This window comes from Caballeronia calidae (assembly GCF_900044055.2).
GTDB lineage: Bacteria > Pseudomonadota > Gammaproteobacteria > Burkholderiales > Burkholderiaceae > Caballeronia > Caballeronia calidae.
In genome coordinates, this window is record NZ_FCOX02000013.1 from 152,364 (window position 1) to 167,634 (window position 15,271).

Sequence of the window (15,271 nt, forward strand, 5' to 3'; positions counted from 1 at the left end):
GCACCCTTAGCCGAAGTTAAACGCTTATCGATTTTTGACGCCATAGCGGGCGCGCTATGCACGGCATAGACGCGCCGCTTCGCACGGCCGCCGTCAGCCGAAATCGGCGTCGTGCGGGGCGATCGGCAGCGCGCTGATGCGCTTCACTTCCGCGCCCTCGAGCCAGTTCGGCGAGCGCGCGACGTAAAGCACCATCGGCAGGGTGTCTTCGCCCCAGAAAATCTGATTGTTGACGAGAAACGTGGGCACGCCGAACGCGCCCATCGCGACGGCGCGGTCATTGTTGTCGCGCAGCTTCGCCTTGATGTCCTCGTCCTCGATGCGCGATTCCGCCTCCGGCATGCCGACGTGCTGGCACAGCGCGCGAAAGCCTTCCGGCGTCGCGGGGTCGCGCCCTTCGCGCCAGATGTAGCGGAAGATGTCCCGCACACAGCCGATCTCGGCGTTCGCGAGCACGGCGAGACGCAGCGCCTTGCTCGGATCGAACGGATGCGCGGGCGGCATCCGGAACGGAATGCCCAGTTGCTCCGCGCGGAAGAGCGCATGCCGGTAGACGAAGACGCGCTTGGAGGGAATCGTCGCGGCGTGCGGCTGGTTCCAGCGCTCGAGCAGCTTCATCAGCTGGACCGGGACGAGCTCGAAGGGCATCGCCGGCCATTTCTCGTGCTGTTCCAGCAGCAAGTATGAAAACGGCGAAATGAAATCGAAGAAAAAGTACGGCTGACCACCACTGACCGAATGCGGGGCACTCATGTTCCCTTCTCCCTGAGTTTCCGTGGCTTTCACGCGCGGCGAGCGCCTGGGCCTCATCTGTTGTTCGTTCTTGATCGTGTCCTGCTTGGCGGATGCGGCGCCCGGCACCGCATCCGTTCTTCCCGTTCCTGCAATAGATATTATGTGCTGCCTTGTTCCGTGTCTGCCCGCGAAGCGACAGCGGGCTGTTCCGTTTGCGTCACCTTTCGCGCACCGGCTTCATCGGCTTGCACCGCCTGCGTCAGCGGCGTCTGCGCGAGACGCTGCCGCACGAAGCCGATGTGTTCGCGCAACACATAGAACTGGTCCGCGAACGCGAGCGGCATCTTCATGCGGTTCACAGACGTTTCGATCGCGTCGATGCGGTCCAGCAGGGCGTCGCGCTGCGCGGTGTCGGGGCCGCTGATCGCTTCCCGCTCTATCGCAATGAGCGCGCCATACCAGCGGTAGATGCGCGATTTCACGCGCCACCGGTACAGTCCCGGCACGAGGCGCAAGCCCGGAATCATCACCACGATGAGCGGCAGCAGCACGACCAGCACGCGATCCGCGAGACTCGCGACCCAGAACGGCAGCGTGCGGTAAAGGAAGCTCTTGCCCGACTTGTAATAGCGCTCGGCGTTGTCGCTGATGCGGAATTCGTGCACGAGCGGCGCCGGAAATTCGTTCGCGCGCTGCAGCAGATTCGCTCGGCCGTGCACTTCGCGGGCCGCTTCGATCAGGAGATCGGACAGCGCCGGATGCAGGCTGTCGATCGCGACCAGCTCGGCGGTCGGCGCGATCATGTGGACCGGACGCGGCGGCAGGTTGCGGGCGAAATCGAACGCGCCCATCGGCAGCTCGATTTCGGTCAGGTACGGAAAGCGGCGCGCGTAGGCATCGGCCTGGGCGAAGTCCATGAAGCGGATGCCCGTCGTGCGCAAGAGCTTCGCCATGGTGGGCGGCTGGGCCGAGTCGCCGGTCAGGAACACGGCGTCGATCTGATCGGCCTCCAGCGCCTTCGCGGCTTCGTCGCCGGCGAGCGGCAGCAGTTCCGTGTCGCCGCCCGGCTCGATGCCGTTCGCCTTCAGCAGATTCAGCGCGAGCACGCGCGTGCCGCTGCCTTCCGCGCCGATCGCGAGCCGCTTGCCTTTCAGCTCCGACAGCCGCGTCACGGCGGCGGCGCCCCGGTAGAACACCGCGAGCGGCACGTACGACACGCTGCCGAGCGATTCGAGATTGTCGTGCGTCGCGCCGGGCTTGGTCAGGCCGCCCTGCACGAAGCCGACGTCGACGTTCGATGTCGGATCGTCGAGGCGCGTGAGGTTGTCGAGCGAGCCTTGCGTTTCCAGCACGTTGAGCGTCACGCGGTTGCGCGCGAGGATCGCCTTGTATTTCTGCGCGCTGTTCCAGAACGAGCTGCCTTTCGGCCCGGCCGCGATGGTCAGCGTACTCGGCGGCGCGGGCTGGATCAGCCGCACGGCGAGGTAGAGCGCGGCCGCGCAGACGAGCAGGATCGGGCCGAAGGTGAGCGCCAGATCGCGCCAGGAAATGGCGACGAAGCGGGCGACGATCCTCTGCTGGGGCTTGCGTTTCGGTGGGATGTCCGGATCGTTGCCCGGATTGTTTCCTGAAGGGTGGCTCATCTCGTTGGTGATCGTAGAACTTTTGTGCGCGCGAGCTTACCCGATCGCGAGGCGCGGACGCCTGCGCGAGGGGGCGCGTCCGGCGGCCGGCATGGCGTCGATGGTACATGAGATCGATCGGCGTCCGGATGGCTGCACGCCGCGCGCCGAGTGTGACAGGCGTGTGTAGCCGCGCGCAGGACGCTGTTGCGCGGGCGCGGCTTCGCGGATGGTTGCTTCGTTAAATGCTTTGCGCTAATGGCCGCGCTGGGCTAAATTGACGTTCGCCGCCGCACGACAAGGCCCTGCGCGTGCAGCAGCCCGAAATGTGGGCTTGCGAGCCGCGCGCCACACGTCGCCACGCATCACGAAAGGGCGCGCCAAGTATGCGCCATGCGGCAGGTCATATTCGAGCCGACGGGTTTTTCCGCCCGACCAACCGGCCAAGGTTTGTTTCGTTCGCCAGCCTCTCGCAGCACCGTGAGCCGCATCGCCGGCTTGCCATCGCCGTGCCCTCGCGCCGTTCGTCGGCCTCGGGCGGCGTGGTCACGGGCAGCCGCTCGATGTCGTAGCCCAGCCGCCGGCAATGCGGCCCGCTTTTGAAGTGCAAAACGAGCGAAGTAGCAACTGTGCGAAGTCAACAAGCGAAACAAAAGGAGAAACCATGAAAGCAGTCGATCTGTTGAAGGCTCTGGGCGTGGTGGTGTGCGTGGCCGTGGCTTCGAGCGCCTATGCCCAATCGAGCGACGCGGCGGCCACGAGCGCGGAAGCGGCGTCGCCGACGAAGGCCCAGAAATCCTCGACCAAGAAGACCGACCGCAAGCTCGGCTACGACGTGCGCCGCGCGCTGTCGAAGGCCCAGGGCTTCGACGTGTCGAACGTCTACGTGCGCGCGCGCAGCGGCGCGGTGACGCTGACCGGCACGGTGCCGGATGGCGGCCAGATTGCCCAGGCGGAAGAAGTGGCGAAGGGCGTCACGGGCGTCAAGTCGGTCAGCAACAAGATCACGCTCGGCGTGCAAGGCGGCGGGCAGTAACACGAGCAGCTTGCGGTGAGCGGCGTCGCGCGATGCCGCTTGCTTCGCTTCCCGGCGTTTCTTCGAACGGGCTCCGGCTTTGCGGCCGAAGCCCGTCGTCGTTTGGCGCGTCCGCATGGCGGAACGCGCGAAATTCAGCCTCGACTGTTGCCCGATAAGCGCGATACTTGCGACATCTGCCGTGCGGCGCGCACGCGTGCGGCGCGGACGTGTTGCACGCCTCAGGTCGGACCATCCAATCTGAACGGAAAGCGGAGGCTCACAATGAGAACATTCGCGCGTTTCCAGAGGTTGCAGACTTCACCGCGCACCGCGGCGCTCGGCGCACTGGGCGTGCTCATGGCGACGGCGCTCGGCGCGTGCCACGGCGACGGTGACGACAACGGCAGCAGCCAGCCGACCAACGCTTTGCCGAGCTTCATTTCCGGCTCGGTCAATACCCAGACTTACGATGGCGTCTCCGACGACCTGCTGACCGCGGGCCTCGGCAAGACGGGCCTCGCATCGTCGACCGCGCCCGGCATCGCCAAGCCCGCGGCGCCGACGGCGGCCGAGCTTCGGCGTCTCGCCATCTACACGAACTACCGCGCGCTCGTCGACATGACGTCGAACGGCGGCTATGGCCGCTTCTGGGGGCCGAACGTCGACCTGAACGGCAACGACACGCTCGGCGAAGGCAAGATCGCGGGCAAGGAGTACATCGCTTACTCCGACGACGGCAGCGGCACGGTGAACGTGAGCATGCTCGTGCAGATTCCGACGAGCTTCAATCCTGATCAGCCGTGCATCGTCACGGCGACGTCGTCGTCGTCGCGCGGGGTCTACGGCGCGATCTCGACCGCGGGCGAGTGGGGACTCAAGCGCGGCTGCGCGGTCGCGTACACCGACAAGGGCACCGGCAACGGCGCCCAGCAGCTTTCGACGAGCCTCGTCACGTTGATCGACGGCACGCTCGCGAATACCAGCATCGCCGGCAGGAAGGCGATCTTCATCGCGAACGTGGATCCATCGTCGCTATCGTCGTTCGATTCGACCTTCCCGAACCGCTACGCGTACAAGCACGCGCATTCGCAGCAAAACCCCGAGAAAGACTGGGGCAAGTACACCTTGCAGGCGATCCAGTTCGCGTACTGGGCGCTCAACGACATGTTCGGCCCGGTCAGCGGCTCGACGAATCAGTTGCGCTACAACAAGGGAGACATCACGACGATCGCGGCATCGATCAGCAACGGCGGCGGCGCGTCGCTGATGGCGGCGGAGCAGGACGTCGATGGCTGGATCACCGCGGTGGTCGTCGGCGAGCCGCAGATCAACCTGAATCTGCCGCCGCAGGTTTCGGTGCGGCAGGGCGGCGTGCCGGTCAGTTCGTTCGGGCGGCCGCTCGCGGATTACACGACGCTCGCCAACCTGTTGCAGCCGTGCGCCGCGCTCGCACCCGCCGCGGCCGGTTCACCCTATCTGTCGACGTTGCTGCCCGCGGCGACCAACGCGGTCCGCACGGCGCGTTGCGCGACGCTCGCGTCCGGCGGCCTCGTATCGGGCGGCAACACGGCCGCTCAAGGCACGGACGCGTTGAACCAACTGCATCAGGCAGGCTGGCTGACGGATTCGGACGTGCTTCAGGCGCCGATGTGGGATTCGCAGGCCGTGCCGGCTATCGCCGTCACGTATGGCGACGCGTACATGAAGGCGAGCGTGCTCGACAACCTGTGCAACTTCAGCTTTGGCACGACGAACGCGGCGACGGGCGCGGCGGGCGTGACGCCGGTCGTCTCGCCGATGCCGACCCTCTTCGGCAACGCTAACGGCATTCCGCCGACGAACGGCATCAATCTGGTCTACAACAACGGGACGGCGGGCGCGGCGGATCATCGGCTCGCGACGCCCGACGCCAGTTATGCGGGCGCGGCCTGCCTGCGCTCGCTTTGGGCCAACAGCAACGCGACGATGGTCGCCAGCGTGGATGCGATCCGCGTGAACGCGAACCTGCGCGGCAAGCCCGCGATCATCGTGCAGGGCCGCGCCGACGCGCTCGTGCCGATCAACCACACGTCGCGTCCGTATCTCGGCGCGAACCGCGTGGCGGAAGGCAGCAAGAGCCAGCTTTCGCTCTACGAGATCACCAACGGTCAGCACTTCGACGGGTTCCTGAGCGTGGCCGGCTTCGACACGCGCTTCATTCCCGTCCATTACTACGACATTCAGGCGCTCAACCTGATGTGGAGTCACCTGAAGAGCAACGCGCCGCTGCCGCCGTCCCAGGTGGTGCGCACGACCGCGCGCGGCGGCACGGCGGGCAAGGCGCCCGCGCTCACGACGGCGAACCTGCCGCCGATCGCCGCTGATCCTGGCGCGAATGCGATCACGGTCGCGGGCGGCGTCGTCAACGTGCCGAACTGAAGCGGGCTGCGTTATTGCGTTTCGCTGGTTCGCGGCGCCGACGCAGCCGCAGCCGCCGCGGGTTCCGAAGCGCCGGCCGCGGCCGCATCCGATGCATGGATCGCGGTAGCGGCGGCGGGCGTCTGCACGACGATGGGCGTCGGCGTGAGCTCGGGCGAATTCAGGATGAGCGACGGCGCGAGCGGCTGGCTCTTCACGTCATCGGCCGCGACCGGCGCGCTGCGTGGCACCGTGTTGAGATAGTGGCCCATCAGATGGAAGAAGCGGTCGTAGAACTTGCCGGCGGGCACGGTCTCGCTCGAGATCTTGACCATTGCGTCGCTGTTCGAGCGGATCGGCAGCGACAGCGACCCGAGCACGGAGAGCCCGACGCTCGCCGATGTGTCGCTCTTCTTGAGCGCATAGCCGTCCTGCACGGCGTTCACATACGCGATGCTCTGGTTGGTCGCGTTCTCGCCGGGCGTGCAGACCACGTGGAAAGACACGACGACGTGCGTCTCGGCGCTCGGCTGGAAATTCTTGGTCGCGTCGACGGTGTCGAGCTGGCTCATCGTCGTGAGAAAGCCTTGCGAAAGCAGCGCGCGGCGCGCAGCTTCGCAGGTTTCGTTGACGGTGGCGTCGAAATTGTGCGCGAACGGGCTCGCGCCGGTACTGAACATCTCCTGCTGATAGCTGGGCGCGACCGCCGTGCGGCCTCCGCAGGCGGCTAGGGCGATCAATCCAAGGGAAGCGAAAACTAGGCGGAGCGACGGCATGGGCATGAGGCGGCGGATCCAGAATTTGTGTCGACGGCAGCACAAATTGTAGTGCCGCCGGCCTGGAGGATGAAAAAGCGCAGGCCGGGAACATCGTCGAATCTGTGGCTTGGAAGGGGATGAAAGGCGGGAACCTCGTCGATCGATCAACTGCGAACGGCGCAAAAGCCTGGCCTGAGGCTGGGTTTTCGCACTGTCTAAACGCGCGGATTACGGACGATCGAAACGCACCCGATTGCTCGAGTTCCAGGCGCACAGTGCGATCCGGGAAAGCGACCCGGCTCGCGTGACCCAAAGCCGAAGCCGAAGCGCCTTTCACTCACGCCGCCGAAGGACGATGCTGCCACATCCGGGAATAATGGACCTGAACTTGATGAGCCTCCGAATGCTGATTCGACGCACGTTGCCGGCGGTGGGATGCCTCGCGCCTTGCTGCGTCGTTGAGAGGCAGTTTAGGCGGGCGTCGCTTTGGAAATAAAAACCCTGATCGGGTTAAATCAGCATTCGCGGATCGGCATTCCGCTTCAATCAGAACCAAGTCAATTGGCCCTATTATAAGAGCGCGCCGTCTTTGGTTGTTCGGGTTCGTCTAGCTACGCCTGCTCAGCCAACTTGGTGGTTCGCTTAAGTTCAAGCTTTCGTTGGCTTCAGCTACTTGTCGGCGGCACTCTTCGACTCCTCATATCGAGTGCCGAGGAATTTAACGTGCGCGAATCTCACAGTTGCGGCGTAGGTAGGAGGCCGCATGCCGGCTCTGTGGCAGCGCTATCGGCGCCTGCGCTGATCCCGGGTGGGCAGGGGAGACATCAGCAATTTGAAGGATTGCCGACGGGGGCGGCATCGAGCAGCCGGGGCAGCTTCCTGCATCAGCGAACTCACACTCCCGACCGAAGCTGCCGATCAGGTGGGTCCATATGGTCGTCGACCGGACCTTCGTTTCCCTGCCGGAACTTGGTCAACGCTTGCGAACGCTGGACACCATGGTTCCAGCCTATTGGCGGCCCAGTATTCGACCGTGTGCGCTTTGGTGGCCCTCAACGAAACTCGATTAAAATACTTTGCTTGTCAAGCGCCATCCGCACCGTTCGTGGCCGTTTATTTCTCTGTCGAACGCGTGATCGCGCACCGTAACCCGAGCACTTTCCGATCACCGAATGTCTGCACAGACCGCCCTTCGCATTGCCGTTCTCGTTCCTTGCCTGAATGAAGCCTCAACCATCGCCGCCGTAGTGTGCGATTTCAAAGCCGCTCTGCCTGGATGTGAAGTACACGTATTCGACAACAATTCGAATGACGCAACGATCGAGGTAGCGAAGAGTGCTGGCGCTCATGTCAGAACGGTGCCGCTGCGCGGCAAAGGAAACGTCATCCGTCGAATGTTCGCCGATGTCGAGGCAGATATTTATGTGCTCGTGGATGGCGACGACACCTACGATGCGAAGGAAACGCCGACGATGATCGAAATGCTCCTTGCGGATGGGCTCGATATGGTCGTCGGCACTCGAATTTCCGAGGAGCAAGCTGCCTATCGATTTGGGCACCGTTTCGGCAACGTCCTCCTGACACGATGCGTATCGTGTCTCTTCGGCCGAACCTTCACTGACATGCTCTCGGGATTCCGGGTGTTCTCGCGTCGCTATGTGAAGTCGTTTCCTGCACACGCATCGGGATTCGAGACCGAAACGGAATTGACCGTACATGCGCTCGAACTGCGCATGCCCGTAGCCGAGACACCTACGGTATATAGATCCCGCCCCGAAGGCTCAGCCAGCAAGCTCAACACTTACCGCGACGGTTTTCGGATCCTCGTGACGATTGTCAAGCTCTTCAAGACAGAGAAGCCATTGGCGTTCTTCTCGCTCGGCTCCGGTTTATGCGCCTTTATCTCGATCTTGCTCGCGGTACCGCTGTTCGACACTTTTATCCGCACGGGTCTAGTACCGCGCTTGCCGACAGCACTCCTGTGTGTTGCTCTGATGCTGTTTGGCGCGATCCTGCTGGTATGCGGGATTGTTCTCGACACCGTTACCCACGGGCGAGCGGAATCGAAGCGCCTCGCCTATCTGACGATCCCTGCCCCCCGTCGGGTATGATGAAGTCCCAAGTCATCCGATTCGCTGTTGCAGGCGCAATCGGATTCGCGGCGGATGCTGGCGTCCTGTACCTCGCGCTTGCGTACGGGTTCGGTCCATTCGTCGGTCGGGCAGTATCGTTTCTCACCGCCGTGTGGGTTACCTGGCAGATCAATCGACAATACACCTTCCGCGACCGCGGTCAGCGCTCCGCCTGGGCGGAATGGTGGCGCTACCTGCTGTCCATGTTGGGTGGCGCAAGCGTCAATTACGCGGCGTATTCACTCATTGTTGTAACCGGTCCTCGTGGTTCATTGGTTCCTCTGCTCGGCGTCGCCTGCGGATCGGTCGCAGGAATGTTCGTCAATTTCTTCGCAGCAAAGTTTTGGGCCTTCCGAAAGTAGGCTGTACCACCAACGTCCCCTGAATGAACACTACGACTGCACAAACCCAATGCACCGGCTTCGGGGCGTCAATATGACAACCCTCGTGCGCTGATGCACGCCTGTTGGATCGTCCCACTCACCTTTGGAATCTATTCGCTCGGTCAGGGGGCTGATTCGAACTGGGTGTGCGCAACTACCATCTCTACAACGCGTTTGCATTTCTCCACGGGAAGCTGTCGATCGACCTGGCTCCTGCAGGAATGCAGAACTATTTCAATCCGCTGCTGAAGGTTCCGTTTTATCTTATGGCGATGCCTCTGCCCGCGATGCTCGTCGGCTTCGTGATGGGAGTTGTTCACGGACTGAATTTTCCCTGCTGCTAAGCGACCTCCTGACGAGGGCTTCGTATTGGCAGGCCAAAAAATCAATCTGCTTCGCGTACACTCTGGGGCGGGCTTGGCCACGGATGCCCATGCGGGGACCGCGTGGAGTTCAGAGAACCTCAACACCTACTGTCTACGTTCATCTAACTCTGAACCAGCGGGGCGCGTCGCCTTACGTCTTTGCGACAAGGCAGCTCGCGTAACTCTGAACCCGCGGTTCAGCTAATCTTTATTGCCGACGGAACGGTTCACTTAACTCTGAACTTCACAATCGCCTATCATGTGACGCATTGAGCACTCGTGCGTACTGGCGCGTTGGCCCTCTAAACAGTAATGGTGGCTTATATGTCCATCAAGAAGCGAGTTAGGTGACGCCGCAATTGTGCCGTCGTCTATCGGGGAGACATAGCGCCGGCGCTGGCAATGCAAGCAAGCGTTGGCTCCAATCGGTCGAGCCGTTTCTGCGTCGCCCCCCCTCACGCTACTAATGATCGGCTTTTGTTAACTGTCGTAATCGGTGGGCTGAGCAGCAACTGGCTACGCGCCTCGCTTCAACCTCTCATTCAAGTTTGAAACGCTGGTTCACTTAACTCTGAACTATCGCGATTTTGGTTCGCTAAACTTCGAAGCGGCCCACCATCTGGACGCGAATCGGAAAGACGCTCCGGAAGGAAGAGTTGGGATTTTTCATAACGATGTTTTTGTTCATCAATTATCCGCAGTGTAAGGCGAAAAGCCCAAGCGCCTCGCGGCGCCTGGGCTTTATGTGCGATCGGCACAGCAAACTGCTTACTGGTTCGCCAGCTTCGTGGTGTCGACCGGCGTCAAAGCGTCCGGCTTGTCCAGCACAGGTGTGTAAGTGATCTTGCCATGGAGACTCGGATTGTTTGTGCTATCCGCGTAGTGCGAGTAAATCACGGTGCCGCTGTCCGTACCCCAGTAGTTGTTCGACACGTCGAACTCAAACTGCGTGCAGGTGCTGCTGGACGGACAGTTACCCGCGTTGGGCAACATCGACAGCGCAAGCTGATTGGGGTTGTTGGTGCCGACCTTGAACAGGAAAGAATTCAGGGTCACCAGCGTCTTGCTCCAGCTGTACGACCAAGTATTCGTGGTCTGATCGAACGTGCCCGTCGTGCCAACGTTGCTCAGTACCAGGGGGCTGGCCATGTCGATGAAGAGGTTGTTCTTGATCGTCACCGAGTTGTCAAACTGAACGCCTGCCGAGTTGATGAACGTGTTGCGCTCAATGTCCGAGTTGGGCGGAACCGACGAGAAGTTATTTGAACTGTACGTAACTACACCATCAGCGGAGACGATGCTGTTGACATTGGCGCGTTCGATGCGAGAGTCGAGGAGCACCAGCTTGCTCGAACCGCCATACGGCAAAGCACTTTCAAACAGATCGGCAAACTGCAACGAAATGCTTCCGGTCTGGCCATTCGAGAGCGAAATGCCCAAAAGCTTGGCGCGCTTGTCGGCAGTGCCCCGGATATCGACGTAGCCATCAACGGACAAACTCCCGAATCCACCGACACTCGAGCATCCCGTGCACGGCGCGTAGCGCTGACTTCCCACGATCGCACCTCCCTCAATCGTGAGCGTGGCGTTCGCTGCAACCTTGACGTTCGTTCCCACAAGATACGGAGAATCCACCGCGGTCCAGGTGGTGTTCTTGCCGATGATTGTGTTCGACGGGATGATGGTCTTCGGGACCACGTATGCGTAGTACTTCGACACGCCATTTCCGTTGCAAACCTGTGCCGGGTCGGTCGTGTAACCTGCCTCGCAGGTCGTAATTAGGGGCGTGCTCGCACCACCCGGCGCACTTGCGCTGTCCGTCGAGCTTGCGGGCGTGCTGGTGTCCGCCGAACTCGTGTTTCCTGTCGTTGGAGTATCCGGTTTGGTCGTAGCGGGGGTATCAGGCTGAGTGGTAGGCGCCGAATTCGACGTGTCGGTCGGTGCCGTCGTCGCCGCCGGCGTGGATGCGGCAGGCGTGGTAGCCGCCGGCGTGGACGCCGCAGGTGTTTCGGATGCAGGTGCCGCTTGTGCAGCGGTCTTCGCACCGCCGTCGTTCGATCCACCACCGCCGCACGCAGCAAGCGCAACAGCGGCAAGCAAAGCCAAATAGGTCTTCATTACGATCCCCGGAGTTTTTTTAAGTTTCTGGCGAATGCGTCGGTACGCCGGGGCGATCATAAGCAGCGCAAGACTTGGTAAGGGTGCGAAAGCTAACACATTGCATTCGGTTTGCTGACAGACAACAAGCAAACGTTGCGTGCGATACAAGGCGAGGAGAAGGACGTAAGTCGGCCAGCGTTTCTCTCGTTGCTGTGCTGACCGTGGACTTCGCGTAATCTCAGTTCGCCGGCGACGCGCTGGCCGCAGAAGCAACTTTTCAGGGAGCCGGTTTCGCCGACGCAAATCGGGTCCCGCTGTCGGCCACCTCCGGCCGGTCGTTCCTCCCACGGAGCGGCCACTCGTTCCATGTACATCTGATTGGTTCTCGCGGCTACCGGAATTTGCGTGCCGAGGAATCCGTCGTTAGTTATGAGCTCGCGACGCGCGAGCGTGGGCTGCGAGGGACGATAGCCCTCGACCAAGAAACGTCCGACCGCCCGCCAGTCGAGTGGCCGCCGTGGGTCGGATACAGCCGACCGCGCCGGGCAGCGGTCGGGCCAGAAGCGGCCAATCAATACGGCAGACGACATCGTTGACAATTCCTCCATTCTCCCCGTTGCCCAATCGCCCTACAGTTCGACGTCTTTTTGCCGTTATAAATACCGACACGGCAAGTTCGTCCACATCCCGGATCGACGTCGCGCTTATGGGATTCATCCTTCAATAAAACCGGGTCGTCGGGGCTTCGTAATGTATGGAAAGCCAACTCTGAGCACTGGAAAACCACAATTGTCCAACCGCAAACGATACTTGTATGGATGGGCAATTGTTGGCATCGTCCTGCTCGTCGATGTCTTCTGGCTTCAACTGGGAGGCTACTCGGTAGTGTTTCCAGACGAGGTGAAAGAAAAAGGCAAAGTCCTTCTGCCAGTAATTTGTGGTTGCGCGGTGTTGTACGGAATTCAGCATATCCCGCGCTACAGGCAAGTCTGCCTCAAGCTGCGCTATTACGAAGTCGCAAACACGGTGGCATGGTTCGTCCTTTTGATTGTTTTTATCCGAGCGACGAGCGTTTTGTCCTATCTGTGCATTACTATGGATATGCCACTCGTAGAAAACAGTCTACTTCGTTTCGATCAGGTGATTGGTTTCGATTGGCCAGCGGTATATGGTTGGGTTCAATCGCACCCCGCCGTCCGCCAGATCCTCGGGTTTGCATACGCCAGCGGATTTTGGCAATTGATTGGGATTCCGGCCGTTTTGGGTCTATTGGGACGCCGCGAAGACTTGTCAATGTTTTTCTTCTTACTAGCCCTTTCGAGCATCTACCTTCTTGTAGTTTCCACGCCGTTCCCGGCCACGAGTGCTTTTGAGCACTTCAAAGTTTCAGATACTGATGCCTTGTCGAGCGTATCGGACTTCTCGGTGCTGCGAGATGGATCGATGAGAACATTTGACTTGCAACGAACACAGGGGCTTGTGTCGCTGCCGTCGTTTCACACGGCGTTGGCTGTTATTTTCGCTTACTCGCTCCGCCGAATCCTGTTCTTGTTCTGGCCGGCGGTCATTCTTGATGTGCTCATGATTGCTTCTACGCCGACGCAGGGAGGACATTATCTCGGAGACGTACTCGCTGGGTTGGTGCTTTCTGCTTTGACTATCGTGTCAGTTACGTTCTTGCTTGACCGCGAGGCGGTCGTGCAGTTCAACGTTTCAACAAGAATCGCGAGGCATGCCACTGGTTTGTTCGCTGCATTGAACGACCGCTTGAGACGTTCGTGAGTGGCTGCTTCGGGTTGTGCTATGCCATTCGCAGGCATTTCCGCGTCCGGCGCGATCGCGCGATCATGCATGGGGCGTCAATCGGCCAGGAGCCGCCGGTCGAGGTCGACATCCAGTTTGATCAGCCAAGCTCTCGTTCCCCTCGCTCAATGGCCGGTTTGCGGCGAGCCAATTGCCGTAGGCACTGCCTCAACTCGGCCACTATGCATAGATCACAACTAGGCATAGGTGATCGTACCGAAGTCGCCGAACGCCGAGTGGGCTTACCAGACGACGGCCCACCTTCGACTTTACTTGACATAGTTTTCGGCTGTCACGCGGAACGACGCTCCTCGCTCAACGCAACGGAGTTCGTCAGGACCATCTCCAGCGCCGTCACGCGAATCGTGCCGGTACGTGCAACACACCAGCCCGCTTGCCCGGCAAGCGAACGTGTCGGGAAATCCCCGTGTACGAGCCAATGGCACTATCGCCTCCGTGCGCCTGAGTCCGCTACGAACGCGCCGCGTTCACGTCATTACTATGCAAAGCGCCGTTCACCCACGTGTCTAAAATAGACAGGGTTTCGTGCGGGTTATGACGGTCTACGCATAGTTTCGATCTGCGCATAGGGGTCGTTGCACTAAACCGCTGACGCGGTATTGGAGGTAAACGCAAGTCTGCGGCTGACGTTTCATGAGGACGGTTCCCTGCAGCCGAACCCAGCGAGGTGGTGAGCGCCACCCGGAGCAGTATGTGGACGCCCGATCGGGCACTCCACCTACTGCTTCCAGGAGGCTCGCCATGACGCCACTGCGCCAACGCATGTTGCACGACATGCAGATCCGCAACCTTAGTGTCAACACGCAGAAGACCTATCTCCAGCAGGTTTCCAGTTTTGCCCGGTACTTCCGGCGTTCACCCGAGTCACTCGGCCCCGAAGAGATCCGCGCCTGGATCATCCACCTGACCAACGAACGCAAGCTCGCGCCAGCGAGTGTGCAACTGGCCGTCGGCGCGCTGCGCTTCCTTTACCGCGTCACCCTCAGGCGCGACTGGAGCGACGAGGACTTTCCCCTGCCCAGGCGGCCCGTGAAGCTCCCGGTCATCCTGAGCTTCGAGGAAGTCACGCGTTTCTTCGAATCGATCGCCGGCCTGAAGCAGCGCGCCATCCTGATGACGGCCGATGCGGCCGGCCTGCGTGTCTCGGAAGTCGTCGATCTGAAGGTCACCGATATCGACAGCCAGCGGATGATGATCCGCGTGCGCCAGGGCAAGGGCCGTAAGGACCGCTATGTAATGCTCTCGCCGCGCCTGCTCGAGATCCTGCGACTGTACTGGCAGGACGCCCACCCGAGGGAATGGCTCTTTCCGGGCAGCATTCCGGGGCGGCCCATCACCCGTCATGCCGTGGGCAACGCATGCCAGCTTGCACGTGAGCGCAGCGGCATCACCAAACCCGTCACACTCCATTCGCTGCGGCACGCATTCGCCACGCACCTGCTGGAAACCGGTGCCGATGTCCGCCGGATCCAGCTGCTGATGGGGCATCGCAGCATGGCGACCACAGCACGGTACCTCAAGCTGGCGACGAGCACCGTATGCGCCACCACCAGTCCCTTCGATCTGCTGCCGCATCCCGCACCCATCCCGCCTGAGCCCACACCGCCCGCCTATTTCTGACGGCGGCGATGCGACCGGCGCTTGAGGTGGCGGACATCTTCCGCCACTGCGGCCCGCAGTACCGGCAGAACCATGCCGATGCCCTCAGTCGTGCCCAGCGGCGCGCGATGAGCGCGATTGAGCTGTGCCGCACCGCCGCGCTCGGCGGTCACGTCGAGCAGTGCGATGCGTGCGGCCGTCAACGCATTGCCTACGACTCGTGCCGCCATCGCTGCTGTCCCAAGTGCCAGTCACTCGCCCGTGCGCAGTGGCTTGAACGCCGCCAGGCCGAGCTGCTGCCCGACGTCGAATATTTCCATGTGGTCTTCACGCTGCCC

General features: G+C 61.5%; 12 protein-coding genes. 8 read left to right on the forward strand and 4 right to left on the reverse strand.

Translation table 11 applies throughout. From position 1 onward, the window contains the following. Window positions 1-93: 93 nt before the first annotated feature. The gene (locus tag AWB78_RS14895) at window positions 94-753 is read right to left on the reverse strand and encodes a 2-hydroxychromene-2-carboxylate isomerase (protein WP_062605478.1); all 660 of its coding nucleotides are present in this window, start codon (window positions 751-753) and stop codon (window positions 94-96) included. A 140-nt stretch (window positions 754-893) separates the two neighbouring features. Further along, the gene (locus tag AWB78_RS14900; protein ID WP_062605441.1) at window positions 894-2,378 is read right to left on the reverse strand and encodes a TAXI family TRAP transporter solute-binding subunit; all 1,485 of its coding nucleotides are present in this window, start codon (window positions 2,376-2,378) and stop codon (window positions 894-896) included. A gap of 643 nt (window positions 2,379-3,021) precedes the next feature. On the opposite strand from AWB78_RS14900, the gene AWB78_RS14905 reads away from it, so the two are divergent. Next, complete coding sequence (locus AWB78_RS14905; RefSeq protein ID WP_062605442.1) at window positions 3,022-3,393, forward strand: BON domain-containing protein; 372 nt, start codon at window positions 3,022-3,024, stop codon at window positions 3,391-3,393. Between the two features lie 339 nt (window positions 3,394-3,732). Beyond that, window positions 3,733-5,793, forward strand: a complete 2,061-nt coding sequence (locus AWB78_RS14910) for a D-(-)-3-hydroxybutyrate oligomer hydrolase (RefSeq protein WP_374729468.1) — start codon at window positions 3,733-3,735, stop codon at window positions 5,791-5,793. Between the two features lie 11 nt (window positions 5,794-5,804). On the opposite strand, the gene AWB78_RS14915 is transcribed toward AWB78_RS14910, so the two are convergent. Then, complete coding sequence (locus tag AWB78_RS14915) at window positions 5,805-6,554, reverse strand: DUF2242 domain-containing protein (RefSeq protein WP_062605449.1); 750 nt, start codon at window positions 6,552-6,554, stop codon at window positions 5,805-5,807. Between the two features lie 1,148 nt (window positions 6,555-7,702). Between AWB78_RS14915 and AWB78_RS14920 the strand changes: the two genes are divergently transcribed. The 3 genes from AWB78_RS14920 to AWB78_RS14930 all read left to right on the forward strand — a co-directional run bounded on the left by AWB78_RS14920 (window position 7,703) and on the right by AWB78_RS14930 (window position 9,389). Beyond that, on the forward strand, window positions 7,703-8,641 hold the full coding sequence (locus AWB78_RS14920; RefSeq protein ID WP_062605451.1) for a glycosyltransferase family 2 protein: 939 nt from the start codon (window positions 7,703-7,705) through the stop codon (window positions 8,639-8,641). Continuing rightward, on the forward strand, window positions 8,638-9,024 hold the full coding sequence (locus AWB78_RS14925) for a GtrA family protein (protein ID WP_332460103.1): 387 nt from the start codon (window positions 8,638-8,640) through the stop codon (window positions 9,022-9,024). Before AWB78_RS14920 ends, AWB78_RS14925 begins: the two co-directional genes overlap by 4 nt. A 167-nt stretch (window positions 9,025-9,191) precedes the next feature. Next, window positions 9,192-9,389 (forward strand): hypothetical protein, encoded by a 198-nt coding sequence (locus tag AWB78_RS14930; protein ID WP_062605453.1) that lies wholly within the window; start codon window positions 9,192-9,194, stop codon window positions 9,387-9,389. 789 nt (window positions 9,390-10,178) lie between these two features. Here AWB78_RS14930 and AWB78_RS14935 read toward each other — a convergent pair. Then, window positions 10,179-11,528, reverse strand: coding sequence for a hypothetical protein (locus AWB78_RS14935; RefSeq protein WP_157697512.1), 1,350 nt, complete (start codon window positions 11,526-11,528; stop codon window positions 10,179-10,181). A 771-nt stretch (window positions 11,529-12,299) separates the two neighbouring features. Here AWB78_RS14935 and AWB78_RS14940 point away from each other — a divergent pair. From AWB78_RS14940 to AWB78_RS43480, 3 genes are all read left to right on the forward strand, one after another. After that, window positions 12,300-13,292 (forward strand): phosphatase PAP2 family protein, encoded by a 993-nt coding sequence (locus AWB78_RS14940; RefSeq protein WP_062605457.1) that lies wholly within the window; start codon window positions 12,300-12,302, stop codon window positions 13,290-13,292. A 783-nt stretch (window positions 13,293-14,075) separates the two neighbouring features. Then, entirely contained in the window at window positions 14,076-14,954 is an 879-nt protein-coding gene (locus tag AWB78_RS14945) for a tyrosine-type recombinase/integrase (RefSeq protein ID WP_062605459.1), read from the forward strand. A gap of 8 nt (window positions 14,955-14,962) precedes the next feature. Then, window positions 14,963-15,271, forward strand: a 309-nt coding sequence (locus tag AWB78_RS43480; RefSeq protein WP_198399273.1) for a transposase zinc-binding domain-containing protein, incomplete at its 3' end; no start/stop codon positions are given.

What these genes read in the sequence shown, in the direction of transcription:
- AWB78_RS14915 (WP_062605449.1), bottom strand. Translation starts at nt 6,554, where the DNA reads ATGCCCATGCCGTCGCTCCGCCTAGTTTTCGCTTCCCTTGGATTGATC.
- AWB78_RS14910 (WP_374729468.1), top strand. Translation starts at nt 3,733, where the DNA reads ATGGCGACGGCGCTCGGCGCGTGCCACGGCGACGGTGACGACAACGGC.
- AWB78_RS14945 (WP_062605459.1), top strand. Translation starts at nt 14,076, where the DNA reads ATGACGCCACTGCGCCAACGCATGTTGCACGACATGCAGATCCGCAAC.
- AWB78_RS14920 (WP_062605451.1), top strand. Translation starts at nt 7,703, where the DNA reads ATGTCTGCACAGACCGCCCTTCGCATTGCCGTTCTCGTTCCTTGCCTG.
- AWB78_RS14905 (WP_062605442.1), top strand. Translation starts at nt 3,022, where the DNA reads ATGAAAGCAGTCGATCTGTTGAAGGCTCTGGGCGTGGTGGTGTGCGTG.
- AWB78_RS14925 (WP_332460103.1), top strand. Translation starts at nt 8,638, where the DNA reads ATGATGAAGTCCCAAGTCATCCGATTCGCTGTTGCAGGCGCAATCGGA.
- AWB78_RS14895 (WP_062605478.1), bottom strand. Translation starts at nt 753, where the DNA reads ATGAGTGCCCCGCATTCGGTCAGTGGTGGTCAGCCGTACTTTTTCTTC.
- AWB78_RS14900 (WP_062605441.1), bottom strand. Translation starts at nt 2,378, where the DNA reads ATGAGCCACCCTTCAGGAAACAATCCGGGCAACGATCCGGACATCCCA.
- AWB78_RS14935 (WP_157697512.1), bottom strand. Translation starts at nt 11,528, where the DNA reads ATGAAGACCTATTTGGCTTTGCTTGCCGCTGTTGCGCTTGCTGCGTGC.